This is a genomic window from Lactobacillus agrestimuris (assembly GCF_943193025.1).
In the GTDB taxonomy this organism is placed as follows: domain Bacteria; phylum Bacillota; class Bacilli; order Lactobacillales; family Lactobacillaceae; genus Lactobacillus; species Lactobacillus agrestimuris.
Map to the genome: position 1 here is coordinate 62,182 of NZ_CALPCQ010000004.1, position 25,250 is coordinate 87,431.

24 protein-coding genes and 1 riboswitch are annotated in these 25,250 nt (G+C 36.2%); of the genes, 18 read left to right on the top strand and 6 right to left on the bottom strand.

The window, feature by feature from the left end; genetic code table 11:
- Positions 1 to 2: 2 nt before the first annotated feature.
- Genes gatC through NFR82_RS01975 form a run of 4 tightly spaced genes read left to right on the top strand, consistent with a single transcriptional unit; the run spans position 3 to position 4,141 of the window.
- Positions 3 to 311 carry an Asp-tRNA(Asn)/Glu-tRNA(Gln) amidotransferase subunit GatC gene (gene gatC, locus NFR82_RS01960; RefSeq protein WP_251716470.1) on the top strand — a complete coding sequence of 103 codons (309 nt, stop codon included), beginning with the start codon at positions 3 to 5 and terminating at the stop codon, positions 309 to 311.
- Positions 311 to 1,750, top strand: a complete 1,440-nt coding sequence (gatA, locus tag NFR82_RS01965) for an Asp-tRNA(Asn)/Glu-tRNA(Gln) amidotransferase subunit GatA (protein ID WP_251716471.1) — start codon at positions 311 to 313, stop codon at positions 1,748 to 1,750. Before gatC ends, gatA begins: the two co-directional genes overlap by 1 nt.
- A gap of 4 nt (positions 1,751 to 1,754) precedes the next feature.
- On the top strand, positions 1,755 to 3,185 hold the full coding sequence (gatB, locus tag NFR82_RS01970; protein WP_251716472.1) for an Asp-tRNA(Asn)/Glu-tRNA(Gln) amidotransferase subunit GatB: 1,431 nt from the start codon (positions 1,755 to 1,757) through the stop codon (positions 3,183 to 3,185).
- A gap of 26 nt (positions 3,186 to 3,211) precedes the next feature.
- Complete coding sequence (locus NFR82_RS01975) at positions 3,212 to 4,141, top strand: diacylglycerol kinase family lipid kinase (RefSeq protein ID WP_251716473.1); 930 nt, start codon at positions 3,212 to 3,214, stop codon at positions 4,139 to 4,141.
- A gap of 59 nt (positions 4,142 to 4,200) precedes the next feature.
- Here the strand turns inward: NFR82_RS01975 and NFR82_RS01980 are convergent, their stop codons facing one another.
- Both NFR82_RS01980 and nhaC read right to left on the bottom strand, forming a co-directional pair.
- Entirely contained in the window at positions 4,201 to 4,905 is a 705-nt protein-coding gene (locus tag NFR82_RS01980; protein ID WP_251716474.1) for a Bax inhibitor-1/YccA family protein, read from the bottom strand.
- Between the two features lie 93 nt (positions 4,906 to 4,998).
- Entirely contained in the window at positions 4,999 to 6,378 is a 1,380-nt protein-coding gene (gene nhaC, locus NFR82_RS01985; RefSeq protein WP_251716504.1) for a Na+/H+ antiporter NhaC, read from the bottom strand.
- 350 nt (positions 6,379 to 6,728) lie between these two features.
- Here nhaC and rlmD point away from each other — a divergent pair, with 350 nt between their 5' ends.
- From rlmD to NFR82_RS02005, 4 genes are all read left to right on the top strand, one after another.
- Positions 6,729 to 8,075, top strand: coding sequence for a 23S rRNA (uracil(1939)-C(5))-methyltransferase RlmD (gene rlmD, locus NFR82_RS01990; RefSeq protein WP_251716475.1), 1,347 nt, complete (start codon positions 6,729 to 6,731; stop codon positions 8,073 to 8,075).
- 5 nt (positions 8,076 to 8,080) lie between these two features.
- Positions 8,081 to 8,470: a fluoride efflux transporter FluC gene (locus NFR82_RS01995; protein WP_251716476.1), complete on the top strand. Its 390-nt coding sequence runs from the start codon at positions 8,081 to 8,083 to the stop codon at positions 8,468 to 8,470.
- Positions 8,467 to 8,826 carry a fluoride efflux transporter CrcB gene (gene crcB, locus NFR82_RS02000; protein WP_251716477.1) on the top strand — a complete coding sequence of 120 codons (360 nt, stop codon included), beginning with the start codon at positions 8,467 to 8,469 and terminating at the stop codon, positions 8,824 to 8,826. The genes NFR82_RS01995 and crcB overlap by 4 nt, the downstream gene beginning before the upstream one ends.
- Positions 8,827 to 8,970: 144 nt before the next feature.
- Positions 8,971 to 9,318, top strand: a complete 348-nt coding sequence (locus NFR82_RS02005; RefSeq protein ID WP_251716478.1) for a hypothetical protein — start codon at positions 8,971 to 8,973, stop codon at positions 9,316 to 9,318.
- 99 nt (positions 9,319 to 9,417) lie between these two features.
- Here NFR82_RS02005 and NFR82_RS02010 read toward each other — a convergent pair whose 3' ends face one another.
- Complete coding sequence (locus NFR82_RS02010; RefSeq protein WP_251716479.1) at positions 9,418 to 10,170, bottom strand: MIP/aquaporin family protein; 753 nt, start codon at positions 10,168 to 10,170, stop codon at positions 9,418 to 9,420.
- Positions 10,171 to 10,384: 214 nt separating this feature from the next.
- Between NFR82_RS02010 and NFR82_RS02015 the strand changes: the two genes are divergently transcribed.
- From NFR82_RS02015 to NFR82_RS02025, 3 genes are all read left to right on the top strand, one after another.
- Positions 10,385 to 11,842 (top strand): MFS transporter, encoded by a 1,458-nt coding sequence (locus tag NFR82_RS02015; protein ID WP_251716480.1) that lies wholly within the window; start codon positions 10,385 to 10,387, stop codon positions 11,840 to 11,842.
- A 105-nt stretch (positions 11,843 to 11,947) separates the two neighbouring features.
- Positions 11,948 to 13,402, top strand: a complete 1,455-nt coding sequence (locus tag NFR82_RS02020; protein WP_251716481.1) for an MFS transporter — start codon at positions 11,948 to 11,950, stop codon at positions 13,400 to 13,402.
- Between the two features lie 173 nt (positions 13,403 to 13,575).
- Entirely contained in the window at positions 13,576 to 14,046 is a 471-nt protein-coding gene (locus NFR82_RS02025) for a GNAT family N-acetyltransferase (RefSeq protein WP_277612418.1), read from the top strand.
- Between the two features lie 43 nt (positions 14,047 to 14,089).
- Here NFR82_RS02025 and NFR82_RS02030 read toward each other — a convergent pair whose 3' ends face one another.
- On the bottom strand, positions 14,090 to 15,412 hold the full coding sequence (locus NFR82_RS02030; protein WP_251716483.1) for a solute carrier family 23 protein: 1,323 nt from the start codon (positions 15,410 to 15,412) through the stop codon (positions 14,090 to 14,092).
- A gap of 340 nt (positions 15,413 to 15,752) precedes the next feature.
- On the opposite strand from NFR82_RS02030, the gene NFR82_RS02035 reads away from it, so the two are divergent.
- Together NFR82_RS02035 and NFR82_RS02040 are read left to right on the top strand one after the other, a co-directional pair.
- On the top strand, positions 15,753 to 17,345 hold the full coding sequence (locus tag NFR82_RS02035) for a bifunctional aspartate transaminase/aspartate 4-decarboxylase (RefSeq protein WP_251716484.1): 1,593 nt from the start codon (positions 15,753 to 15,755) through the stop codon (positions 17,343 to 17,345).
- Positions 17,346 to 17,439: 94 nt separating this feature from the next.
- A complete protein-coding gene (locus tag NFR82_RS02040) occupies positions 17,440 to 18,798 on the top strand; it encodes an APC family permease (RefSeq protein WP_251716485.1) in 1,359 nt (452 codons plus the stop codon).
- 46 nt (positions 18,799 to 18,844) lie between these two features.
- On the opposite strand, the gene NFR82_RS02045 is transcribed toward NFR82_RS02040, so the two are convergent.
- Complete coding sequence (locus tag NFR82_RS02045; protein WP_251716486.1) at positions 18,845 to 20,047, bottom strand: MFS transporter; 1,203 nt, start codon at positions 20,045 to 20,047, stop codon at positions 18,845 to 18,847.
- Positions 20,048 to 20,174: 127 nt separating this feature from the next.
- On the opposite strand from NFR82_RS02045, the gene NFR82_RS02050 reads away from it, so the two are divergent.
- Positions 20,175 to 21,257 (top strand): M42 family metallopeptidase, encoded by a 1,083-nt coding sequence (locus tag NFR82_RS02050; protein ID WP_251716487.1) that lies wholly within the window; start codon positions 20,175 to 20,177, stop codon positions 21,255 to 21,257.
- Between the two features lie 45 nt (positions 21,258 to 21,302).
- A riboswitch (TPP riboswitch) is annotated at positions 21,303 to 21,393 on the top strand.
- Positions 21,394 to 21,437: 44 nt separating this feature from the next.
- The gene (locus NFR82_RS02055; RefSeq protein WP_251716488.1) at positions 21,438 to 22,016 is read left to right on the top strand and encodes an ECF transporter S component; all 579 of its coding nucleotides are present in this window, start codon (positions 21,438 to 21,440) and stop codon (positions 22,014 to 22,016) included.
- Between the two features lie 48 nt (positions 22,017 to 22,064).
- Here the strand turns inward: NFR82_RS02055 and udk are convergent, their stop codons facing one another.
- The gene (udk, locus tag NFR82_RS02060; RefSeq protein ID WP_251716489.1) at positions 22,065 to 22,706 is read right to left on the bottom strand and encodes a uridine kinase; all 642 of its coding nucleotides are present in this window, start codon (positions 22,704 to 22,706) and stop codon (positions 22,065 to 22,067) included.
- Positions 22,707 to 23,018: 312 nt separating this feature from the next.
- On the opposite strand from udk, the gene NFR82_RS02065 reads away from it, so the two are divergent.
- The 3 genes from NFR82_RS02065 to NFR82_RS02075 are packed head-to-tail and all read left to right on the top strand — an operon-like array spanning position 23,019 to position 25,244.
- Complete coding sequence (locus tag NFR82_RS02065; protein WP_251716490.1) at positions 23,019 to 23,756, top strand: amino acid ABC transporter ATP-binding protein; 738 nt, start codon at positions 23,019 to 23,021, stop codon at positions 23,754 to 23,756.
- Between the two features lie 13 nt (positions 23,757 to 23,769).
- Positions 23,770 to 24,612, top strand: a complete 843-nt coding sequence (locus NFR82_RS02070; protein WP_251716491.1) for a transporter substrate-binding domain-containing protein — start codon at positions 23,770 to 23,772, stop codon at positions 24,610 to 24,612.
- A complete protein-coding gene (locus NFR82_RS02075) occupies positions 24,612 to 25,244 on the top strand; it encodes an amino acid ABC transporter permease (RefSeq protein ID WP_251716492.1) in 633 nt (210 codons plus the stop codon). Before NFR82_RS02070 ends, NFR82_RS02075 begins: the two co-directional genes overlap by 1 nt.
- Positions 25,245 to 25,250 lie beyond the last annotated feature (6 nt).

The window sequence follows — 25,250 nt, forward strand, 5'->3', positions numbered from 1 at the left end:
GAGTGGAAATCACAGAAGAATTGATTAAACACGTTGCTGAACTTTCAAGACTTGAATTCAGTGATGATGAAGTCGAAACATATACAAAACAGATGGATTCTATCATCAACATGGCTAATGAACTTTCAGAAGTTGATACTGAAGGTGTTGAAGAAACAGTTCAAGTCGTTGATCGCGATACTGTTTTCAGAGAAGATAAGCCAGAACATTGGCAAGGACAAAATAGAGAAACATTAATGGAAAATGTACCTGAAAAGGCTAATGGCTTCATTAAGGTTCCTGTAATTATTGAGAAGGACGATAACGAGTAATGAATTACTTAAACGAAACTATTGACTCATTAAACAAAAAACTTGCCAGTGGTGAACTTTCAGCAGAAGATTTAGCAAAAGCTACTACTGAAAACATTAAGGAAACTGACAAGAAGTTAAACGCTTGGATTACTGTTGAAGATGATGCAAAACCTGCAGAAAATCTTAACTTTGCTAAGAATAAATTGGCTGGTATTCCAATTGCTATTAAGGACAACATTGTAACTAACGGTGTTAAGACTACTGCAGCAAGTCATATTTTGGATAATTTTATGCCAATGTATGATGCAACTGTAATCACTAAGTTAAAGGATGCACAAGCTACCTTTGTTGGTAAAACCAACATGGATGAATTTGCGATGGGTTCTTCAACTGAACACTCATACTTTGGTGCAACCCACAACCCTTGGAACTTAGATAAGGTTCCTGGTGGTTCATCTGGTGGTTCTGCAGCAGCAGTTGCTGGTGGTCAAGTTGTAGCCGCACTTGGTTCAGATACTGGTGGTTCAATTCGTCAACCAGCTGCTTTTAATGGTATTTTTGGTATTAAACCAACTTATGGTCGTGTATCACGTTGGGGTCTTATTGCGTTTGCTTCATCACTTGACCAAATTGGTGTAATGACTAAGCGTGTTAAGGACTCTGCTGAAGTTTTAAACGTAATTGCTGGTGGTGATGAACACGACTCAACTGTATCAACTCGTGAAGTACCAGACTTTACTAAGTTTATTGGTCAAGATGTTAAGGGGCTTCGTGTAGCTGTTCCTAAGGAATACATGGATGCAGTTAGTGGTGAAATGCGTGAAGTGATTCAAAAGCAAATTGATACTTTGAAGGATGCTGGTGCAATTATTAACGAAGTTTCACTTCCACATACTAAGTATGTTGTTCCAACATACTACATTGTTGCTTCAAGTGAAGCTTCATCAAACCTTCAAAGATACGATGGTATTCGATACGGCTATCGTGCTAAGGATGCTAAGAACTTGCTTGATGTTTACCTTAAGTCACGTTCAGAAGGATTTGGTACAGAAGTTAAGCGTCGTATTATGCTTGGTTCATTCGCCCTTTCAGCAGGTTCATACGACAAGTTCTTTAGACAAGCTGCTAAGGTTAGAACTTTGATCTGCAACGACTTCGAAAAGATTTTTGCAGAAAATGACGTAATCGTTGGACCAACAACTACTGAACCAGCATTTGGTATTGGTGAAGAAGTATCTGACCCAATTAAGATGTACAACAACGATATTTTGACAATTTCGGCTAACTTGGCAGGTATTCCTGCAGCTAGTGTTCCAGCAGGTTTAGTTGATGGAATGCCAGTCGGCTTACAAGTTATGGCTAAGCGTTTCGATGAAGGTAGCGTCTTCAGAGTTGCTGACTTTATTGAACGTTCTAACAAGTTTTATGAAAAAACACCAACTGCAATGGAGGATTAATTGAATGAATTTTAAATCGACTATCGGACTAGAAGTCCACTTCGAATTAAAGACCAAGAGTAAGATTTTCTCTCCTTCGCCAGTATCATATGGTGCTAAGCCGAACACAGAGACAAACGTAATTGACTGGGCTATGCCTGGTGTCTTGCCAATGGTTAACAAAGACGTATACCGTTTAGGTATTATGGTAGCTTTGGCAACTAACGCACATGTTTTGCCAACTACTCACTTCGACCGTAAGAACTATTTCTATCCTGATAACCCAAAGGCTTACCAAATTACTCAGTTCTTCCAACCACTTGCTCGTGACGGTTACATCGAAGTTGAAGTTAATGGTAAAAAGAAGCGCATCGGTATCCATGAAATGCACATCGAAGAAGATGCCGGTAAGAACACTCACGGAACCAATGGTTTCTCATATGTTGACTTAAACCGTCAAGGTGTTCCACTTCTTGAAGTTGTTTCTGAACCAGATATGGAAACTCCAGAAGAAGCTTACGCATACCTTGAAAAATTACGTAAGATTGTTCAATTTACTGGCGCTTCAGACGTTAAGATGGAAGAAGGTTCAATGCGTGTTGATACCAACATTTCTATCCGTCCTGCTGGTCAAAAAGAACTTGGTACTAAGGTCGAAATGAAGAACTTGAACTCATTTGATCACGTACGTCGTTCACTTGCTTATGAACAAAAGCGTCAAGAACAAGTTCTTTTATCAGGTGGTAGAATTCAAGTTTCAACTCGTCGTTTTGATGAAGCAACTGGTAAGACTGTGCTTGAACGTGTTAAGGAAGGTGCGGCAGATTACCGTTACTTCCCAGAACCTGATATTGCACCAGACCACATTAGTCAAGAATGGATCGATGAGATTGCCAAGACTCTTCCTAAGTCAGCATATGAACGTTATGATGACTATGTAAATAAGTTTGGTATTAAGCCATACGATGCAAATGTTTTGCTTCAAACTAAGGAAAGTTCAGACTTCTTCGATGCAGCCGTAGCAGCTGGTGCAGACCCAACTCTTGCAGCTAACTGGATGAACACTCAAGTTAATGGTTACTTAAACGATAACCGTGTTGAACTTGCTGATGTAAAACTTACTCCAGAAAACTTAGCTAAAATGATCGAATTGATCAAGGATGGTACTATTTCATCCAAGATCGCTAAGAAGGTCTTTGCTGAAACTATCGAAAACGGTACTGATCCTAAGAAGTATGTTGAAGAAAAGGGGATGGTTCAATTATCAGACCTTTCAGTTCTTGAACCAATGGTTAAGAAGGTTGTTGATAATAACCCTCAATCTGTTGAAGACTTCAAGAATGGTAAGGACCGTGCTATTGGATTCTTGGTTGGTCAAATCATGAAGGAAACTCGTGGTAAGGCAAACCCTAAGGTTGTTAATAAGCTCCTTAACAAGGAACTCGCAAGTCGTTAATTTTATAGAAAAACTAGGTAGTAATTATGACTAAGAAAGCAAGATTAATTTATAATCCTGTCTCAGGTCACGAACAAATGCCAAAGAATGTGGCCGATATTTTGGATGTTTTAGAACAGGCTGGTTATGAAGCTAGTGCCTTTAGAACAACTCCTAAGCCAATGAGTGCTCAAAATGAAGCAACACGTGCAGCCGAAGAAGGCTTCGATTTAATTGTTGCTGCAGGTGGAGATGGAACCATTAATGAAGTTGTTAATGGTTTGGCATTTTTGGAAAAGAGACCCAAAATGGCGATTATTCCAGCCGGTACAACAAATGATTATGCGCGTGCTTTGGCTATTCCACGTGATGATATCTTAGAAGCTGCGAAAGTTATTTTAAAGAATAATAGCCGCAAGATGGATATCGGAAAGGCTAATTTTGGCGATCGAACACAATACTTTGTAAATATTGCTGCTAGTGGTTCATTAACTGAACTTACATATGGTGTTCCTTCGGAAGTTAAGTCAGCACTTGGCTATGCAGCATACTTAATTAAAGGTGCTGAAATGCTTCCGAGACTTACTTCAAATGAAATGCGTCTAACTTATGATGATGGCGTATATGAAGGTAAGTTATCAATGTTTCTTTTAGGAATGACCAATTCAATTGGTGGTTTTGAACAGATCATGCCGGATGCTCAACTTAGCGATGGGTTATTCCAATTGATTGTGGTAAAACCATCTGATCCAGTTAATATGATGAAATTAATGGCTCTTGCATTGAATGGTAAGCATGTAGATGATCCAAATATCATTTACACTAAGACTACAAGTCTTAAGGCAGAATTGATAGGGGAAAGTAAGGATACTGAATTACCGGTAAACCTTGATGGTGAAATTGGTGGTTATTGTCCAGTAACTTTTGAAAACATGAAACAACATATTGAATTCTTTGTTGGTGGACCAGAAAATTAATGACATAAATAAAAGAGGATTAGCACGAAGCTAATCCTCTTTTTTGCATATTCAATTTTTTATCTGTCGCTGCTCATACCAAAGATTTGAAGTAAGAACATAAAGATGTTAATGAAATCAAGGTATAAGTTAAGAGCACCCATGATTGCAAGTGAACTATCAGATACTTGACCATTGTAACTTGAGTAAATGCGCTTAGCACTGTGAGCATCGTAGGCAATCCAAAGAGTAAAGATAATTACGCCGATGAATGAGAAGATGTAAGTTACTGCAGCGCTGTGTAAGAAAAGATTTACAAGCCAAGCTACTAAGAAACCGATAGTTGCTGCACCGAGATATGAACCCCAGTTGGTTAAGTCACGTTTAGTGAATGTACCAAATAATGCCATTGCAGCGAAGATTGCAGCTGCTGAAACAAATGCACCACCGATTTGAGCACTAGTAAAAGCACCAGCGATAAATGAAAATTCAAAACCGTATACAACGGATAGAATCATTAATAATACGAATCCCAATCCTGGATTTGCTGCGGCTTTAAAGCTGATACCAAGACATAGGAAAATTGGTACGATAACTACGATCCAGTAAACAGCTTGTGGCATAGTAGCAAGTGCATTTGAGAAAAGTGTAGTGGTGATATAAGCAGTAGCTGCAGAAACAAGTACTGCGAGTACCATCAAACTGTACATTTTAGTCAAAAAACTGTTAACAGCAGATATATCTTGAACGTGTTTACGTTCAGGATTTGGTGAGAAATTGTCCATAAAAAAATCCCCTCTACTCTATATTTATATATACGACTACATAAATTATCATAAAAATAGAGAGGACTAAAGTCAAATTGTTGAATTTAATAATTATTTAGTTTGTTTCTTTGCCCATTTCAAGCCGATTCCAGTAATACCACTTAAAATAGAGAAGATTGGTGAAAGTAGACTAAAGAAGGTAAATGGTAAGAAGCTAAGAACGGGAACTCCCAAAGTTGAAGCAGCGAATGATCCAGCAACTCCCCAAGGAATAAGGTAGTTGATAACACTACCACCATCTTCAAGGACACGGCTAAGTGCAAGGGGTGAGAGGCCAAGCTTGTCGTATGCGACTTTGAAGGCACGACCTGGTAAGATTACTGAAAGGTATTGTTCACCAACGAAAAGGTTAATTCCGATACCAGATAAAATAGTTACGGTAATCAATTTACCTGGAGTATTAAGATGAGATACCAGTGGATCCATTGCACTTTGAACAATTTTGAACTTCATAAGCATACCGCCAAGAGAAAGAGTAGAAATGATCAAAGCAACGGTTCCCATCATGCTGGAAATACCACCACGAGTAAGAAGTGCATTAACAGAAGCATCACTAGTTTTAGCGACGAAACCATTAAGAATTAAATTGTTTAATCCTGAAACAGAAGTATGTGGATCTTGAATGAAAATCATAATTACTGTGGCAGCAATGTTAATAAATAAGGTAGGAATAGCAGGAATCTTTCTCCACGCACAAATTAACATTAATATAATTGGAACAGCAGCCCACCAGTTGATAACAAATTGGCTTTGTAAGATTGATGAAGTGTGTTCAATCTTGCCTAAATTTGAATTACCACTGTTACCTAAAATCCAGAAAAGAATAAATGAAACAAGAAAGGCTGGAATTGTGGACCACATCATATTTTTGATATGAGCGAAAAGTTCGCTTTCAGCAACAGCTGAAGAAAGGTTAGTTGAGTCCGAAAGTGGAGACATCTTATCGCCAAATACCGCACCTGAGATAATTGCACCAGCAACTAAAGCTGGGTTAGCATTCATGCTGGTACCGATACCAAAAAGTGCAATACCAACAGTTGAGATGGTAGTAAAACCACTACCGACAGCAGTACCAATAATGGCACAAACAATGAAAACAGATGGGATGAAGAATGAACCACTAATAAGTTTGAAACCAAGGACCATAATTGATGGTATGATTCCAGCTTTGATCCAAAGACCAATCAAGGCACCGATTAAGATAAAAATAAAGATTGGAATAATTGCAACGGCAATACCTTCTTTAATTCCGTCTTGGATTTCTTCCCATGTAAAACCTTTAAATTTAGCCCAGAAAGTTAACAAAAGAACAGTAAACAATACTGGAACTTCTGGTGACAAACCAAATTTAATAACCGCAAATCCTAGAATCATCAAGAGAATTGCGAGAATGGTTAATGATTCTGCAAAAGAGACTTTCTTTTTCATAATTCTTCCTCCAAATAAAAAATCCCGCTGACTATTTTAGTCAACGGGACGATTGATAACCGTGGTACCACCCAGTTTATGAGCATAAGAACTCAAACTCTATCAGATGATAACGGTTCTGAATATTTCCGAACAATTTTAAAAACGTTGTAATTCATAAACTCCGCCTGTCTGGCTCACACTAACCGCCAGTTCTCTGAACGCTGAACGAAGTCACTACTTATTCGTTTATTGTTGGTCATTATGATAGCAAGATTAAAAAAAGCTGTCAATAGTTTAATTAGAAAATTGTGTTTAAATTTCTTACATTGTAAAATAGTAAGCAGGTATTTTTTTAGAAATGAGCGACATATATGGAAAAAAATCAAATCGTAGAATTAGAAATTACAGATCTTTCATACGAAGCAATGGGAGTTGCTCATTATGAAGGTTTAACAATTTTTGTAAATAATGCTCTTCCTGGTGAAGTAGTAAAGGCTAAAATCTTGAAGGTGAAGAAAAAGTTCGCCTTTGCTAAGATCGAAGAAATTATCAAAGAAAGCCCAGATCGAATCACTGTTAAGCTTAACCAATGGGTACAAACCGGTTTGGCTTCACTTGCTCACATTAAGTATTCAAGTCAGCTTGATTTTAAACGCAATCAGGTTGTTAACTTGCTTCATAAGGCAGGAATGGACGACATTAAGGTTAATGCAACTTTGCCAAGCCCTGAAGAAACAGGCTACCGTAACAAGGCGCAAGTGCCAGTTCGTGAAGTTAAGGGACAACTTGAAATCGGATTTTTCAGACGTCATTCACATGATTTAGTGCCAATGACCAATTTCTTTACAACTGATCCAGAAATTGATCGTGTACTTGTGGCAACTCGTGATATTTTACGTAAGTATCATGTTCCAGCTTATGATGAACTTCATCACAAGGGTGAAGTTCGTTATCTTGAAGTTCGCCGTAGTCGTGCAACTGGCGAAATCATGGTTATTTTGGTTTGCCTTCATAAGGACTTTGAAAACTTGGCAAATGTTGCGAGAGAAATTAGTGAAATCGATGGTGTAACTAGCGTAATTTTGAATCACAATCCTAAGAAGACTAATGTGATTTTAGGTAATCACGACTATGTTTTAGCAGGAGAAGATCATATTACCGATAAAATTGGTGACGTAAAGTTTAATATTTCACCTAAGTCATTCTTCCAAATTAATTCACTTCAGACACCTCGTCTTTATAATTTAGCAATTGAAATGGCTGATCTTAACAAAGATGATGTTGTGATCGATGCCTATTCTGGTATTGGTACTATTGGTCTTACTGTAGCTAAGCACGTTAAGGCGGTTCGCGGGATGGAAACTATTAAGGATGCCGTGCGGGATGCTAACAATAATGCTAAGCTTAACGGTATCCACAATGCTAAATATGTGACTGGCAAGGCTGAAGAAGTGATGCCACGTTGGGCAAATGAAGGACTCAAGACTGATGTAATCTTTGTTGATCCACCAAGAAAGGGTCTTACGCTAGAATTTATTGATGCTGCAGTTGCAACTAAGCCTAAGAAGATTGTGTACATTTCATGTAATCCAGCAACGCAGGTTAGAGATCTTGAGTTGTTTAAGGAAAACGGATATAACTTTAGCGAGATTACTCCAGTGGATATGTTCCCACAGACACCACATGTTGAGAGTGTTACTGTGCTTGAACGGAGGTAAAATGAATGTCAGATAAATTAAAGAATTATCTCAGCGTGGGTATTTTTGCATTCTTTGGAGGCGCGCTACGCTGTTATTTAGGAACATTATGGCAGTCAAGTGGCGATATGGTAGCAAATGTTACAGGTTGCTTTTTGCTGGCGTTTCTAACTTATTTTTATCTGCAATTTCGAGAAGGAAAAGATTGGTTGAATACTGGACTTTCAACTGGATTTGTTGGTTCTTTTACAACTTTCTCAAGTTTTAATTTGGATACTTTGAAGTATTTGCAAGCTGGAGATGGTAAATCCGCATTTTTATTCTTTTTCGGGTCAATTGTATTAGGTTTGCTTTTTGCGGTGATTGGCATGTGGCTTGGAAATCTGGCTGGAATGAAGTTGGCAGGTGACAAGTGATGGTAGTTGTAACTGCGGGTGTAGGCGCGATTTTTGGCGCAATTGTTAGATATGCAATCACGAATTATGGTAAAGCCCATTGGTCAAGGAATTTTCCTTATGCAACTTTACTCATTAACTTAACTGGTGCCTTTATTTTGGGATTTTTATTTACTTTAAAACTTCCAATTTTTCCTTATGCATTCTTAGCAACGGGAATTTTGGGAGGATATACCACTTTCTCAACGCTGAATACAGAGCTGCTTAGCAAAATTGATGACAAAAAATACTCTATCTTTTGGCTTTATCTTTTGACTTCTTATCTAGGCGGAATTATTTTGGTTTATCTTGGCTTCTTGTTAGGTAATCTAATTTAAATATTTTAAAAGCATGATACACGATCATGCTTTTTTTCTACATTCAAACTTAATTTTAGGAGCAGTATAATTGATAAGCTAATATCTTTGAATTTTTTAATTCTTAAAACAATAATATAAGTAGCAAGAGAGGAGAAGGTTAAAATGAGAATCAGTAAATTAGTTGCAGGAATTTGCTTAAATGTTCTAGCACTATGGCTTTTAATTGATGGTGTTGTAAATGGCTTTATGGGAGTATGGGCCAACCAAAATATTGTTAGTGGAGTTTTAGAAATCATTTTGGCAGGACTATTTATTGGAGCAGGAATAGTTTATATTGCGCTTGAAAATAGTGATGGTCTTGGCGGTGATATTACAGGTTTTGTTCTACTGATTCTTGGTGGCATTATTGGAATTATAGGTGGATTCTATAATAAATGGATGTTTTTATATGCTGTTATTAGCTTAATCTTTGGAATTGGCTTCTTTGTATGGCATCTAAGAGAAAGATAATAAATTAAATAATCAAAAAGTTATGATCAGCAAAATTAAACAAGAAAAAAGCATGAATTCTCAAATTGAGATTCATGCTTTTGTTTGATTTCAATAATTTTAAAGCCCAAATGAAAGTTTGTAGGCAAGGACACCTACAATTCCACCTAAGATAGGTGCAACTACAGGAACCCAACCATAGCCCCAGTGTGCATCAGACTTGTTAGGGATTGGTAAGAATGAGTAAACCAATCTTGGTCCGAGGTCACGAGCAGGGTTTAAGGCAGGACCAGTTGGACCACCAACTGCCATAACTAATGCAGTGATTAAGAATCCTACACCGATGTTGGCAATATCAACTGATTGCTTAAAGAACATACCACGGTATAAACCAACGGCAGCGAATAATAATACTCCAGTACCGATAAATTCAGATACAAAACCATTCAATCGACTATTAGTTGAGTCACTGGTTGCAAAACATGCAAATACAATATTAGGATTCTGTGATTCCTTAATGTGTGGCCAGTAAACTGCCATAATAAGAAGTTGTCCAGCAATTGCTCCAAGCATTTGAGCAATAAGATATTGAACTACATGTGACCATGGGAATACGCCACCTACTGCTTGTGCAACAGTAACGGCAGGATTAAGATGGTTACCTGAAATTGAACCAAACATCATTGCTGGGATCATAACACCAAAACCAAAACCGAAGGCAATTAACAACCAACCACCGTTTGCTTTACCATCTTCAGGGTTTGCGGTGGTACCCTTTAAAAATGAGTTGGCAACTGCACCGTTACCAAATAAAACTAAAATCATAGTACCGAAAAATTCAGCTATGTATTTCGCTATCCAAGTATGTTCCATAAAAGTACTTTTTCCTTCCTCTGAAAAAATAGATGAAAAATAAACTGCAAGAAAAAGTATACCGAAAACTCGGCGTGAAACATAGTCTTTTTTTAAAATATTTTTTAAGATTTTTAAGAAAAAATTATTTCTTTACACTAACCGCTTTCAAGAGTGATAATTTAATGTACTAGTAGATGAGCCCTTTTGGGCTCTTTTTCATTGGAGAATGAGGATGAATAAAAAGCAAATTACGATGGTTACTTTTGCCTTGATGCTAGGTAACGTGATGTCAGGTCTAGATGGAACGATAACTAATACAGCTATTCCAGCGATAGTATCAGCTTTACATGGAATTCAATTCATGGGTTGGATAGTAGCAGTTTATTTATTAGGGATGTCGGTTTCAATTCCAATCTGGACTAAAATTGGTGAAAGAATAACGAATAAAAAAGCCTTTGAGCTCGCTTTAATTTTATTTGTTATTGGATCAACTTTAGAAGGAATTGCACCAAATATTTATTTCTTTTTGATTGCAAGAATGATCATGGGAATTGGTGGAGGAGGAATGGGTTCTCTTCCTTACATTATTGCAGGTTATGTTTTCAAAAATATCAAGAAACGAACACAGGTCCTTGGATATTTAACTGCCAGCTTCAACGGTGCCGCAATTTTAGGTCCACTTGTAGGTGGATGGTTAATTGATTCACTTTCATGGCACTGGGTATTTTACATTAATATTCCCATTGGCTTATTAGCTTTAATTATCTGTTTTGTTTACTTTAAACCAGTTACACCAAAATCAATTCCAGTTTTCGATTTATCTGGAGCGGCCTTTTTGACTTTAAGCTTAATTATATTTTTAATTGGAATTCAGATGCTGGGGATTGCGGCCAATTGGATCGTTGCCTTATTTATCATTATTGGCATAGGATTAGCAATTGGTTTTATTTGGAATGAAAAGAAAGCACGTAATCCAATAATTCCGCTCACGATTTTTAAAAAGCATGAGTTAAATGGTGATTTCTTACTATTTGCGACAACTTGGGGCGCATTTATTGCGGTTAATACATATTTACCAATGTGGGCCCAAGCCTTACTTGGAATGTCGGCTTTGGTTGGAGGAATGACTTTGATTCCGAATTCGATTGTCGAAATTATCGCTTCACAAACTGTTGCGACTTTGCAAGAGCACATTCGGACTTTTGTTCTGGTTTTAATCGGAATCATTACAATGATGATTTCAGTTGGTGGGATATTTTTGGCAGATTTACATACGTCATTATGGATATTAACGATAGTTGCTGCTTTTTCAGGAATTGGTGTTGGTTTCATCTTCGTTGCTTTACAGGTAAAGGTTCAAATTGATGCGGGGATGAAAGATATGCCAACGGCAACTTCTACTTCGTATTTGATCAGAATTCTTTCACAGACTATCATGGCCGCAATTTATGGGGTAATTATGAACCTTTCACTTGAACATGGAATTGCCCATAGAACTGATATTACAATGAATATGATGAATAAACTAAGTGATGCATCATCTGCTAAAACTCTTCCACAAAATTTAGTTCCAACTATGAGAACAATTTTCCATGCGGGCATTAAAGAAATCATGTTGGTATCATTTATATTGCTTTTAATTGCATTTGTAATGAATTTTTACTTTAATTGGAAAAAGGAAGAGCAATAGGGTTGAGTTTTTTAATTTTAGCCCCCATAATTAATGTAATGTGTAAAGTCTTGATCTCTTTAGGTGATCAAGACTCTTTATTTATTTTAAAAGTGAGGCGAAATGATGAACAAAAAGCAAATATCAATGGTGACCTTTGCCATGGTCTTAGCTAATGTAATGGCAGGGGTGGATAGTACAATTATTAATACTGCGATTCCGGCTATCGTGGCTGATTTACACGGAATTCAATTTATGGGCTGGATCATTGCTTTAATGTTACTTGGAATGGCTGTTTCCACGCCAATTTGGAGTAAAATCGGCGAAAAAATTGGTAATAAAGCGGCATTTGAAATTTCATTATTGTTATTTGTCCTTGGATCATTATTTCAAGGTTTAGCACAAGATATTTATTTTTTCTTAGTTGCTCGTACAATCATGGGAATTGGTGCCGGAGGGATGGGATCAATTCCTTATATTATGGCTGGACAGATTTTTACTAATATTAAAAGGAGAACCAAAATTTTAGGTTATCTTGGTGCCAGCTTTAGTGTGGCAGCGATTGTTGGACCATTAGTTGGTGGATATTTGGTTGATTCTTTGTCATGGCATTGGGTCTTTTATATTAACGTTCCGATTGGACTTGCAGCTACAATTTTATCGGTACTTTACTATCGTGAAGATGTTGTTAAACAAAAAGAAAGTTTTGATATTTTAGGCTCATTTTTGTTAGTAGTCGGCTTGGTTTTAGTCTTACTCGGCATTCAAATGCTAGGTATGATCAATCCAATTATTATCGTAATTTCAATTATTGTTGGTTTGATTTTGTTAATTCTTTTCTTCAAGCATGAAAGAAAAGATGCAAATCCAGTTATTCCGATCTCAATGTTTAAGAATAGGGCCTTAGTTGGTGATTTGTTGCTATTTTCACTTACTTGGGGTGCCTTTTTAGCGGTTAACACTTACTTGCCAATGTGGGCACAAGGCTTACTTGGCGCGAGCGCTTTGGTCGGAGGTATGACTTTAATTCCTAACTCGATTGCGGATACTACCGGAACACTAGTGGTTAATCCACTTAAAGCACGCTTTAGTGATAAGGGCTTAATTTTGATGGCAATCATTTGTATGATGATTTCAAGTTTAGGTCTTGTTTTAATTCCAATTAATACTAATTTTGAATTGCTTGCTTTGATTGGGCTCTTTTCTGGTTTTGGTGTTGGTTTCATCTTCGTACTTTTACAAGTTAAAGTTCAAGTTGATGCAGGTGAAGAAAACATGGCGCCAGCAACATCACTTTCTTATTTAATTAGAATTCTTGCTCAAACTATTATGGCTGCTATCTATGGTGTGATTATGAATCTGGCTTTGGATCACGGAGTAAAAACTCATCATGGAATTACAATGAGCATGATGAATAAACTAAGTGACGCTAAGTCTGCAGAAAGTTTACCTACGCAATTGTTGCCAACTATGAGAGGGATTTTTCATAATGGCTTAAGAGCAATTATGATTTGTGCAACGATTTTATTGATTGCATCAATTATTATTAATCATTACTATAATTCTAAGAAGACAAATTAACTCTATTTATAATACCTGGGCTTGTTACAAAGTTCAGGTATTTCTTCAATATGCGGAAAATTTGATATAATAAGCAAGTAATTGTTTTTATATTAGAAAAGAAGGATATTATTTTAGAATCTAAGCCCGCCCGATGGGGCACAAGAGCATACCGTGACGCTAAAAAGTTGTATTTGAGTGCGTTTCCTGCTTGGGAACGATTCTCAATGCCATCACTTCTAGCAATGTCACTTCGACCAAGTGTAAAATTTCATGCACTCTATGATAATGATAAGTTTTGTGGGATTGCTTACTATGTTGAAAGTGATTCGACAGTATATTTGACCTATTTGGCAATTAATAAAGATCTGAGGGGACAAGGTTACGGATCAAAGATCTTAACCATGCTTGAGGATCGTTATTCAGATAAACAAATAGTGATTGATATTGAACCAGTTATTCCTACGGCTAAGAATTATAAGCAAAGAGTGAGCCGTTTACGCTTTTATGAACGCAATGGTTTTCACCGAACTGATCAAAAGTTAAAGGATCAAGATGGTGAGTTTGAAGCTTTAACGACTGGGAAGAGGTTTGATAAATCAGGATTCATTCGAACTTTGAATAAGATGAGTTTTGGTTTGTATCAATTTAAAGTTGAAAAGTAAAACTAAAATCAAAAAAAGACGGCTAAGGCCGTCTTTTTGCGATCTATTGATAAATTTTACCATCTTGCTTTTTCTTTTCATGAAGTGCCTTTTCACTAGCTGCTTCCTTAGGCAAGATCCAGTTTAAAAGCATTCCCATGATGGTACATAAAGCAACTGAAGTTAATTGGAATGAACCAAGTTGGAGATAAGCACCACCGATTCCAACAACTAAGATAACTGAAGCAATTAACATATTACGCTTTTCGCTAAAGTTGATCTTATTGTCGATTAAAATTTGTAAACCATTTGATGCGATAGTTCCAAAGAGTAAGAATGAAATACCTCCAATTACGGGCATTGGAATTGATTCGATTACTGCTGCAACTTTACCGATAAAACTAGTTAAAATTGCACATCCTGCAGCACCTGCAAGTACCCAAACTGAGTGAACTTTAGTCATGGCAAGGACACCAATGTTTTCACCGTATGAGGTTGTTGGAGGACCACCAATGAAACCAGCGATAATTGTTGATAAACCATCTCCAAGCATAGTTCTGTGAAGACCAGGATTCTTGAAGAAGTCACGTTTAGTCAACGAGTTAAGAACCATAATGTGACCCATGTGCTCAGTCATAGTAACAAAGGCGATTGGAGCCATAGTTAAGATGGCTGCTGGATACCATTTGAAGTGATAGCTAATTCCTGGCATGTCAAGAGCTGGAAGTGAGAACCAAGCAGCCTTAGCAACACCAGAGAAGTCGACAATTCCTAAGAAGCAGGAAAGAACGTATCCACAAACAATTCCCAACATAATTGAGATTAAACTTGTGAATCCTTTAAAGCACATTTGGAAGATTAAAGTCATTATCAAAGTGAAAATTGCAACTCCAAAGTATGTTAAGTCGTACTTTTGGTTTTTAAGCATCGCATCATTTGCAGCAGTTGTTGCAAGTGATAGTCCGATTACGATAATGATGGGTCCAACCACAATTGGTGGCAAAACCTTGTTAACCCAACCGGATCCAACTTGTCCAATAATGATTGAAACAATGACATAAACTAAACCCGCAGCAACTGCACCTTGAGCAACTGCTGGATAGCCGTCAGTTTTCATTAAAGCCTGCATTGTTGCAACGAAGGCAAAACTTGAACCAAGATATGCTGGAATTTTAAATCTTGTACAAAGCATGTGTACGAGCGTACCAACGCCAGATGATAGAAGTGCAATACTTGGACTGATTCCGATTAAGATTGGTACCAATACAGTTGAACCGAACATAGCAAACATGTGCTGCATTGATAACAAAATTCCTTGACCTAGAGGCGGCTTTTCGTAAACATCTAAAATAGCGTCATCATTATGAAATTTTTCGTTATTTTCCATTCCTACTCCTTTACCTTTTTACAATAAATTTACTTGATGACCTAAAGAAAAAGACCGTCTGAACTCAGAGTCCAAGACGGTCTTTCTGTTTTTGGCATGCCAAAAATAGCATACAAACGCAGATTTCCTTCTTAGCCTCACGGGACTAATTTAAAGGTCATCGATATTAGCTATTATTTAACTAGGTTTTTCAATAAATGTCAACATGAAATATCATCAACTACTATTCATATAATTGTAGTTTGCTAATTTTGAATGTTATACTCAATTTAGTAAACGGTTACAGTTTTGGAAATAATTCATCAATTAAAGAAGAATATCCTTCTTTTGGAGTAGGTTTATGGTAATAAATGAAAAACAATTGGAAAAGCTGGGAGCTTTTGAAATAAGTTCGGAAATGTTGAAATTGGCCAAGAAGAATCAAAAGAGTAATGTCTTTTTGAATGCTGGTCGTGGTAATCCCAACTGGATAAATACTTTGGCAAGATTGGCCTTTTGCCGAATTATGGAATTTGGTGTGAGGGAGTCGCGTTTGACAATCGATATTGGAGACATGGCCGGTTACGTTCAAACAAATGGCATTTATAATAGATTATTAAAGTTTCTTAGTCCAGATGACAGACGTGAAGATAAATTTATTGTTGATTCTTTGACTTATTTAGATAAAGAATTAGATTTACCGCTTGATGAAGTAGTTGCTGAAATGACTAACGGGATTATCGGTAATAATTATCCTGTTCCAAATCGAATTCTAAAATATAGTGAAATTATTCTAAATAAATATCTTGAATCCACTCTTTATGATGGCGAAAAGCTAGCTGATTCAACCGACTTATTTGCAACTGAAGGTGGAACAGCGGCCATTGTGTATGCATTCCATTCTTTATCAGAAAACCATCTATTAAAACCCGGTGATAAGGTTGCAATCAATACACCAATCTTTACGCCATATTTAGAAATTCCAGAATTAAATGACTATGAATTGATGGAGCTTGATTTAGGATCTCATGAAAAAGATGATTGGGAAATTCGTGCATCGGAACTTGAAAAATTAGCAGATCCATCAGTTAAGGCTTTCTTCGTTGTAAATCCAAGTAATCCGGGTTCTAAAGCATTTGATCGTAAGGCACTTACAGCAGTTAAGCATGCAATTGAGAAGAATCCTAACTTAATGATTATTACCGACGACGTCTATGGCACTTTTGTTTCTGACTTTAAGACAATTTATAGTGTTGCACCGCATAATACCATGCTTGTTTATTCATTCTCGAAACTTTATGGTGCAACCGGTTGGCGTTTAGGTTTAATTGGATTAAATCAAGAAAATATTTTTGATAAGAAGATTAGTGAACTTGATGAAACTGATAAGAAAGAATTGGCTACGCGTTATGAGCATGTTGTTGTTGATCCAGCCAAAATGAAATTCATTGATCGAATTACTGCAGATAGTAGATCAGTTGGACTTTATCACACATCCGGGCTTTCTACACCACAACAAATTATGGAAGATCTTTTTGCTTTGACTCATTTAGTCTATGCATCAGGTTCAGTGGATTCATATATAAATGAATCGAGATTATTAGTTAATAGACGTTATGAGGATCTCTATAAGAGTATTGGTGCTAAGGAAGATGTGAGTCGCACTAATGCTAAGTACTATTCATTAATTGATATTTATAAAATTGCGGAAGAAAAGTATGGTAGTGATTTTGAAAAGTATCTTGAAGATAATTTTGAACAAGTTGACTTTTTGCTTAAATTGGCCGAGAAAAATGGAGTTGTGCTTATGGATGGTGTTGGATTTGGCAGCAAAGCAGGAGAACTCAGAGTTTCAGAAGCAAATTTGCCAACTAAGAAGTACAAAGTAATCGGTCAACAAGTACTAGATCTTTTGCAAGAATATCATGAAAGTTTTGAAAAGAAAAATAAATAGTCGCTTTCAAACTGTATTGTTTGAAAAAGACTATTATTAGTTCTAAAGTTGAGGTATTAGGAGATATTTATGATTTGATGAAAGTGTGAGTATTATGACAAATAATGCGAGCCCAAAAAAGTTGACATTTATGTCAATTTTCTTTTTGGGTATTAACGGAGTTATTGGTTCTGGGGCATTCCTATTACCACAAACTATTTATAAATACATGGATTTGATGAGTGTTTTCGTAACAATTTGTGCAGCTATCACTGTAAGTATGGTTGCTCTATGTTATGCTGACTTATCAAGTAGATTTACTGGATCCGGTGCAGCATGGCTTTATTCATATAATGCATTTGGTAGATTCATGGGATATGAATTGGGGATTTTTACCTGGTTTTTGGGATGTTGTACTTATGCAGCCGAAATCGTTGCTCTTCTTACAACATTAAAGAGTTTCTTACCAATTTATAACAATCAGGTTGTTTACTTTGTAACAGCATACGGATTGATTGTACTATTTTCGATTATTAACTTCTTTGGACGTTCTTTGGTAAAAGCAGTGGATAATATTTCATCTGCGGCCAAAATAATTACGATTATTTTCTTTATTATTGTTGGTGCTTTCTTTATTCATATGTTGAATTTCCAACCAGTTATTCCAAAGGTTGCAACTACTAGTGTTGGATCATATTTCAAGAATTTTGGTGCGGCATTTAGTGTAGTCTTTTACATGTTTACTGGATTTTCATTTATTCCTATTGCTGCTAAGCAAATGAATAATCCCGAAAAGAACATTCCTAGGGTTTTGATTGCAGTTATGATTACTGTTACCATTCTTTATTCATTGATGATGCTTGTAGCAATCGGTATCTTAGGTAGCAAGATGGTTAATTACAGTACTCCAATTGCAGCAGCATTCCAAAAGGCTGTTGGTGAATGGGGCTATGTTTTAATTATTGCCGGAATGCTAATCAGTATTTTTGGGGTAGCTTTTGCTAGTTCATTTAATACTCCAGCATTAATTGCTTCACTTTCTAGTGAACACTCAATGCTTCCAGCATGGATGGGTAAAAAGAATAAGCATGATGCACCTTGGGTTGGTATTCTTATTTGTGCAGTTATTACTGGTATTTTAGTGACCCAATCATACTTGTTCTTAGTTTCATGTATCGTTCTTGCATCATTTGTTCAATATGTTCCATCAATTATTGCGGTAATTAAATTCAAACATACAAATGAATTTCCAAACCATGGCTTTAAGCTTCCTGGCGGCTATATTATTCCAGTTTTAGCTTTGTTAATTTCCTTCTATATGGTAACCAACTTTACTTGGAAGACTTTGCTTGTTGGTATCGGAGTTGGAATTTTAGCTGCTGTTCTATACTTCTTTATTAAAAAAGATGAGAATGAAGAGAAGAAACATCAAAGTTATCTTGAACAGATGAGAAATAAACCGACAAATTCATAAAAAATCCTAAAAGAGTTCCTGTAGCTAAGTAGTACAGGAACTTTTTTTAATCTATTTGTTTAACAACATTAAATTCAAAAAGAATTAAGTTTAAAACTACGATTGCAGAAGTAATTAGGAAAACCATACTGTAAGAGGATAGACCAGAAATTGTAGATCCAAGCAGTGGTCCAATAATATTACCAATATACATAGCTGACTGATTCCATGAAAAAATTCTTCCAGTAATTTTTGGAGGACAATTTTTGGTAAGCATAGTCTGTACTTGTGGGAAAAGACAGGCATCTGAAAATCCGACCATAAAACGAAGAATCCCAAGTTGAATTGTATTTTGGACAAAGGCCGTTAAAAAGAAAAATATAATTGCCGCAATAAATCCACCGATAATAATTTTATGGGTTCCAATTCGATCACCTAAAGCACCAAATCTTGAGGCTACTAAAAAGGTAGCAATTCCTGGTAAAGCGGCAATAATACCAGAAATAAAGACTACATTGCCATGACCGTTAAGAAGCTGTCGAACATATAAAGAAACGATTGGATTAATTGAATTGTTGGCTGATTGAATAATTAAAGTTGTGAGTAATAATCCGAAAATCAAACGTGGGCTACGCAATTCTTTGATGACACCACTAGCTTTATCCAATTTATGTTCCTTGATTGGTTTAAAGTCAGTTTCATGAACAAAAAAGAGTGAGAGAAAGAAACAAATTAATAGTAGTCCGCCCGTAATGAAGAAAGTTACTCGATAATTAACAATTGATGCCATTGCACCACCCACAAAGGGTCCAAGTAAATTTCCAGCAGTAAAGGATGATGCCATAGTACCTAAAGCTTGACCGGCTTTAGCTTTTGGTGTTTCTGTAGCTATTAAGGTATTAGAGTTTGAAACAAAGCCAGAAAAGAATCCTTGAAGCATTCTTAAGAAAAATAATTGCCAAACATTTTGGACGAGCCCCATTGCAGCTAACACTATAGCCATTCCAAATGATGCCCGAAGAATCATTAATTTGCGTCCTTTTTGATCAGCTAATTTTCCCCACCAGGGTGAGACAATTGCAGAAACAAAGTAAATTCCAGAAAAGACGAATCCTGACCAGAAATTTAATTGTTGGTGGGTGAAGTTACCAAGTGTATCAATGTAGAGTGGTAAGAAGGGCATTACTTCAGAAAATGCAATACCTGCTAAAAAGACGGCAATTGATAAAACAAATAAATTTTTCTTCCAAATAGGTTTTTCAGCACTCAAGTTAAAGACTTCTTTCTTATCGTTTTTCTTCTAATAATCTTACTACAGATTAGTTTTTGATTTAGAAAGAAATAAAAATTTAGTAGAATTAATGACAGATAGAATTAATCATCTTGGGAGGATTAATATGAAAAAAGAACAAGAAATTAAAATGTTGAAAGAGTTCTCAGACGCAAATTCTACTTCAGGTTTTGAAGAAGAATTCGTTAAAATGTTTAGAGACTATGTTCAGGATACAGCAAATGTTGAAATTGACGGGATGCTTAACCTTTACGCTTCAAAAAAAGAAAATAAGGGTAATCGTCCGGTTGTTCAACTTGATGCACACTCAGATGCTGTTGGCTTTATCACACAAGCAGTTCGTCCAAATGGGATGATTAAGTTTGTTCCACTTGGTGGTTGGGTTAAGTACAACATCCCTGCTTTGAAGGTTAAGATTAGAAACCGTGATGGTGAGTACATCCCAGGTGTTGTTGCAACTAAGCCGCCACACTTTATGACGGCTGCAGAAAGAAACAATGTTCCAGAAGTAGCAGATATGTCAATTGATGTGGGCTCTCTTAGTCGTGAAGAAACTATTAATGACTTCAAGATTGATACCGGTTGTCCAATTTTTGTTGATGTGAAGTGTGAATACAATGACAAGACCGGTCTTTTCTTTGGAAAAGATTTCGATGATCGCTTCGGTGCGGGTGCGATGGTTGATATTTTGGATAATTTAAAAGGTGAAGAAGTTAACTTTGATCTTGTTGCTGCTCTTTCTTCGCAAGAAGAAGTTGGTCTTCGCGGTGCATATGTTACAGCGAGAAAGGTAAAGCCTGATTTATGTATTGTTCTTGAAAGCTGTCCAGCTGATGATACCTTTGAACCAGAATGGTTATCACAAACTGGTTTAAAGCGTGGACCAATGCTTAGAGATATGGATACAACATTTCTGCCAAATCCTAAGTTCCAACAGTATGCATGTGATTTAGCTGATAAGAATGGCATCCCTTATACTCGTTCTGTTAGAACAGGTGGGGGACAAGATGGTGCTGCAATTTACTACGAAAACGGTGCTCCGACTATTGTTATCGGTATTCCTGTTCGCTATGAGCATTCACCATACTGCTTTAGCGCATATAAAGATTTTAAGGCTTCAGTTGATTTAGCAACAGCTATCATTCGGGATATGACAAAAGAGAAACTTGATAGTTTTAAGTTGATTTAATTTACTGATTTTGAATAATTATGGTATAGTGTAAGCAGTTTATGAATAAGTCACTAGGGGTGCTGCAAAGCTGAGATAATACCCTTTGAACCTGAACAAGATAATACTTGCGTAAGGGAAGTGTGAAAAGAGAAAAATTTCAACTCCTTTTGACTTATTATTAGTCGAAAGGAGTTTTTTATGTTTAAGAGATCTTCAAAATGGGATATTAAGGCAATTATCTTAGTTGCTTTAATCGGAATTATCATGGGTGTAATTTATACCTATGGTTTTAATAATCTTTATAATTTAGCAAAATTAGCACTGCTTCCAACAGGTTATGCACCTGTAATGGATATGGCTTTTTCAGGCCTATGGTTTATGGCTGCGCCACTTGCTATGTATTTTGTTCCAACTGTAGGGTCTGGTACTTTAGGTGAAGTACTTGCATCTATAGTTGAAATGGCAATTGGAGGTCAATGGGGAATTTTGACTGTAGTTGAAGGCTTAATTCAAGGGGCAGCTAATGAGATCGGATTTTTCCCTAAAAAAGCACGTTATGAAAAATTTACTTGGGCTAGTGTTTTAACAGGTGCAGTTTTCGCTAGTTTTGGCGCATATATTCCACAATATTTTATTTATGGCTGGTATAAGTATTCAATTAGTTTACAAATCGCAATGCTAATTGCGGGAGTGATCTCGGCACTTGTTTTTGACGGAGTGTTAGTAAAATTAATTACAAACTTATTTGATAAAGTTTTAAAACCAGAAATAGCTTAGAAAAAAATGCTATATCACAAATTAATTATGTGATATAGCATTTTTGTTTTATTTATTTGTCAAAATTGAACTTATCTTCGTCTTAAGCATATCGATTGCAACATTATTTGCACCGCCCTCAGGGATGATAATATCGGCATAGCGTTTAGTTGGCTCAATGAATTGGTGATACATTGGCTTAACAGTAGAAAGATATTGATTAATTACAGAATCAAGTGATCTTCCACGCTCTTTCATATCTCTTTCTAATCTGCGAATAAAACGAATATCGTCATCTGTGTCAACATATGCCTTAATGTCCATAAGATTCCGGATATCTTCATTAAATAGAACTAATATTCCTTCGAGAATGATGATATCTGCTGGTTCAATATGAACTGTTTTATCGCTTCGAGTGTGAGCAGTGAAATCATAGGTTGGCATTTCCACAGATTTGCGATGTAAAAGCTGGTTTATTTGAGCTTCCAAAAGTGGCATATCAAAAGCATCGGGATGATCATAATTGATCTGCTTACGTTCTTCCATTGAAAGTCCAGTATTGTCTTTATAGTAGGAATCTTGAGTTAAAATTACAATTCGATCTTGGTCTTTGTCGGCAATTCCTTCAGCGATTTCATGAGCTATAGTAGTTTTTCCACTTCCAGAACCACCAGCAATACCAATAACCACGGGTTTATTAAGTGCTGTCATCTTCTTCTCCTTTGTTAATCAAGTATCATATTAACGGTAAAAGTCTGCTGTGACAATACCCAATCCGTGATTATGAGAGCTTATTAAGAAAAATAAATAAAATAATCTTTTTATTTTAAAGCTATATTTGAATAGTTATGGATTTAAATATCGTACAATATATAAAATTATGCAGTGTATAGACCCGTAGAAAGTAAACTATTGAAGCAGTTTGATATTTAATTGTGTGGAAATTAGTAAGATTATCTTTTTTATTTTTTAAAAAAAGGGTAAAATGTAGATAATATTATTTAAAGAAAGGTGATAAACCACATGACACCAATTATTGAATTTCAACATGTTGATAAATATTATGGTAAATTTCATGCCTTAAAAGATATTAATTTAACTATTCATGAAGGCGAAGTTGTAACAATTATCGGACCATCCGGCTCAGGTAAAAGTACGCTTATCCGTACAATGAATGGGCTTGAAAAGATTAATGACGGTAAGTTAATCGTTACAGGTTACGACTTAGCTGATAAAAAGACCGACATCAATAAAATTCGTAAGAATGTGGGGATGGTTTTCCAACACTTTAATTTATATGAAAACCACACAGTTTTAGGCAATATTGAACTTGCTCCAAAAGTTGTCCTTCACCGTTCTAAAGAAGAAAATGAAGCAATTGCTATGGATCTTCTTAAAAAAGTTGGATTAGAAAATAAAGCTCATATGTATCCACGTAATCTTTCTGGAGGACAACAACAACGTGTAGCAATCGCTCGTTCACTTGCAATGAAGCCAAAGGTAATTCTTTTTGATGAGCCAACAAGTGCTCTTGATCCAGAAATGATTCAAGATGTATTAGATGTCATGAAGTTCGTTGCTGACGAAGGAATCACAATGGTTGTGGTTACTCACGAAATGGGTTTTGCGCGTGAAGTTGGAAATCGACTTCTTTTCTTTGACCAAGGTCATGTACTTGAAGACAGAAAGCCAGAAGAATTCTTTGAACATCCAAATACTGAACGTGCAAGAGAATTCTTAAGCAAAATCATTACCAATTAATTGAGGTGGTACTATGCGAAAAATATGGAAGAAGATTATTCTTGTTTCCATGCTTTTAATCGCGGCTGTAAGTTTATCCGCCTGTGAAAGTTATGGTAACGAGCTTCAAAATAAGAATGCTGTTTATAAAAAAGTAAATGCATCAAAAACGATTATCTGGGGAGTTAGGAATGATACCAGATTATTTGGCTTGATGGATATTAAAGAAAATAAATTGGTTGGTTTTGATATCGATCTTGCTAAAGCAATTACCAAGCAGATGTTTGGTAAAGATGGTAAAGCTGTTTTATTTCAAACTTCTTCAAAAACTAAGATTCCAGTTTTAAAAAATGGTAACGTTGATGCTTTGATGGCAACTGTAACCGTTACGCCAGAACGTGCTAAAGTTGTTGATTTTTCAACGCCATACTTTAATGCTGGTCAATCTTTGCTTGTCCCTAAAAATAGTAAAATTAAGAATGTTAAGGATTTGAATAAACCTGGTATAGTAGTTGTTGCGGTTAAAGGTACAACTGCTGTAGCCAATATTAGAAAATTTGCGCCTAAGGCTCGCGTTCTTGAATATGATGATTATGGTCAAGCCTTTACTGCATTAAAGGCCGGTCAAGGTCAAGCTATGAGTACTGATAATGGTATTTTGGCTGGTATTGCATCAGAAAACAAAGGCTTCCATGTTGTTGGGGGCACCTTTACCCACGAACCATACGCAGTTGCAGTTAATAAGGGTGAAGACAAACTCGCTAAGCAAATTGATAAAGCTTTGAAAGAATTAGAAGAAAACGGAACATATGACCGTTTAATGCATAAATGGTTTGATGGAATTCCTGGATTTAGTATTAAGGAGGCTGAAAGATAATGTGGTCATTATTAACTGATAACTGGCAGACTTTCCTTATCGGCTTCTGGAATACTGTTTGCTGTAGTATTTTAGCTTTGATCTTTAGTTTGATTATCGGATCAGGTTTTGCAATTTTGGAAACCAATCCAAATAAGTTCTGGAGAACTATTGCTAAGATTTATATTGAAATTTTTAGAAATATTCCGCTTTTGGTTATTGCAATGATTTTCTACTTAGTAATTCCACAATTCTGGTTTAAGATGAATGGATTTACTGCAGGAACCATTGGCCTTACTCTTTATACTTCGGCTTTTATTGCTGAAACTGTTCGTTCAGGAATTGAGTCAGTTGGTGATGGACAAATGGAAGGTGCAAGAAGTAATGGTATGACTTATTGGCAAGCAATGCGCTATGTCATTTTGCCTCAAGCATTTAAAATTGTGATTCCACCGCTAGGTAACCAATTTGTCAACTTAATTAAAAACTCATCAGTTTTAGCCTTTGTTGCTGGATTTGATTTGATGTATCAAGGGGATGTTATTGCCTCAAGTACTTTCCAAACAATTCCAACTTATATTATTGTTGGACTCTTCTACTTGATTTTAACTTTACCTCTTTCGTACTACATGCAACATTTGGAAAACAAGTAAAAGGAG

Coding starts and splice junctions, on each gene's coding strand:
- NFR82_RS02015 (WP_251716480.1), top strand. CDS start 10,385: ATGAATAAAAAGCAAATTACGATGGTTACTTTTGCCTTGATGCTAGGT.
- NFR82_RS02050 (WP_251716487.1), top strand. CDS start 20,175: ATGAAAAAAGAACAAGAAATTAAAATGTTGAAAGAGTTCTCAGACGCA.
- NFR82_RS02040 (WP_251716485.1), top strand. CDS start 17,440: ATGACAAATAATGCGAGCCCAAAAAAGTTGACATTTATGTCAATTTTC.
- NFR82_RS02010 (WP_251716479.1), bottom strand. CDS start 10,170: ATGGAACATACTTGGATAGCGAAATACATAGCTGAATTTTTCGGTACT.
- NFR82_RS02055 (WP_251716488.1), top strand. CDS start 21,438: ATGTTTAAGAGATCTTCAAAATGGGATATTAAGGCAATTATCTTAGTT.
- NFR82_RS02030 (WP_251716483.1), bottom strand. CDS start 15,412: ATGGAAAATAACGAAAAATTTCATAATGATGACGCTATTTTAGATGTT.
- NFR82_RS02065 (WP_251716490.1), top strand. CDS start 23,019: ATGACACCAATTATTGAATTTCAACATGTTGATAAATATTATGGTAAA.
- udk (WP_251716489.1), bottom strand. CDS start 22,706: ATGACAGCACTTAATAAACCCGTGGTTATTGGTATTGCTGGTGGTTCT.
- gatA (WP_251716471.1), top strand. CDS start 311: ATGAATTACTTAAACGAAACTATTGACTCATTAAACAAAAAACTTGCC.
- NFR82_RS02005 (WP_251716478.1), top strand. CDS start 8,971: ATGAGAATCAGTAAATTAGTTGCAGGAATTTGCTTAAATGTTCTAGCA.
- NFR82_RS01995 (WP_251716476.1), top strand. CDS start 8,081: ATGTCAGATAAATTAAAGAATTATCTCAGCGTGGGTATTTTTGCATTC.
- NFR82_RS02075 (WP_251716492.1), top strand. CDS start 24,612: ATGTGGTCATTATTAACTGATAACTGGCAGACTTTCCTTATCGGCTTC.
- rlmD (WP_251716475.1), top strand. CDS start 6,729: ATGGAAAAAAATCAAATCGTAGAATTAGAAATTACAGATCTTTCATAC.
- NFR82_RS02035 (WP_251716484.1), top strand. CDS start 15,753: ATGGTAATAAATGAAAAACAATTGGAAAAGCTGGGAGCTTTTGAAATA.
- NFR82_RS01980 (WP_251716474.1), bottom strand. CDS start 4,905: ATGGACAATTTCTCACCAAATCCTGAACGTAAACACGTTCAAGATATA.
- NFR82_RS01975 (WP_251716473.1), top strand. CDS start 3,212: ATGACTAAGAAAGCAAGATTAATTTATAATCCTGTCTCAGGTCACGAA.
- NFR82_RS02020 (WP_251716481.1), top strand. CDS start 11,948: ATGAACAAAAAGCAAATATCAATGGTGACCTTTGCCATGGTCTTAGCT.
- gatB (WP_251716472.1), top strand. CDS start 1,755: ATGAATTTTAAATCGACTATCGGACTAGAAGTCCACTTCGAATTAAAG.
- NFR82_RS02070 (WP_251716491.1), top strand. CDS start 23,770: ATGCGAAAAATATGGAAGAAGATTATTCTTGTTTCCATGCTTTTAATC.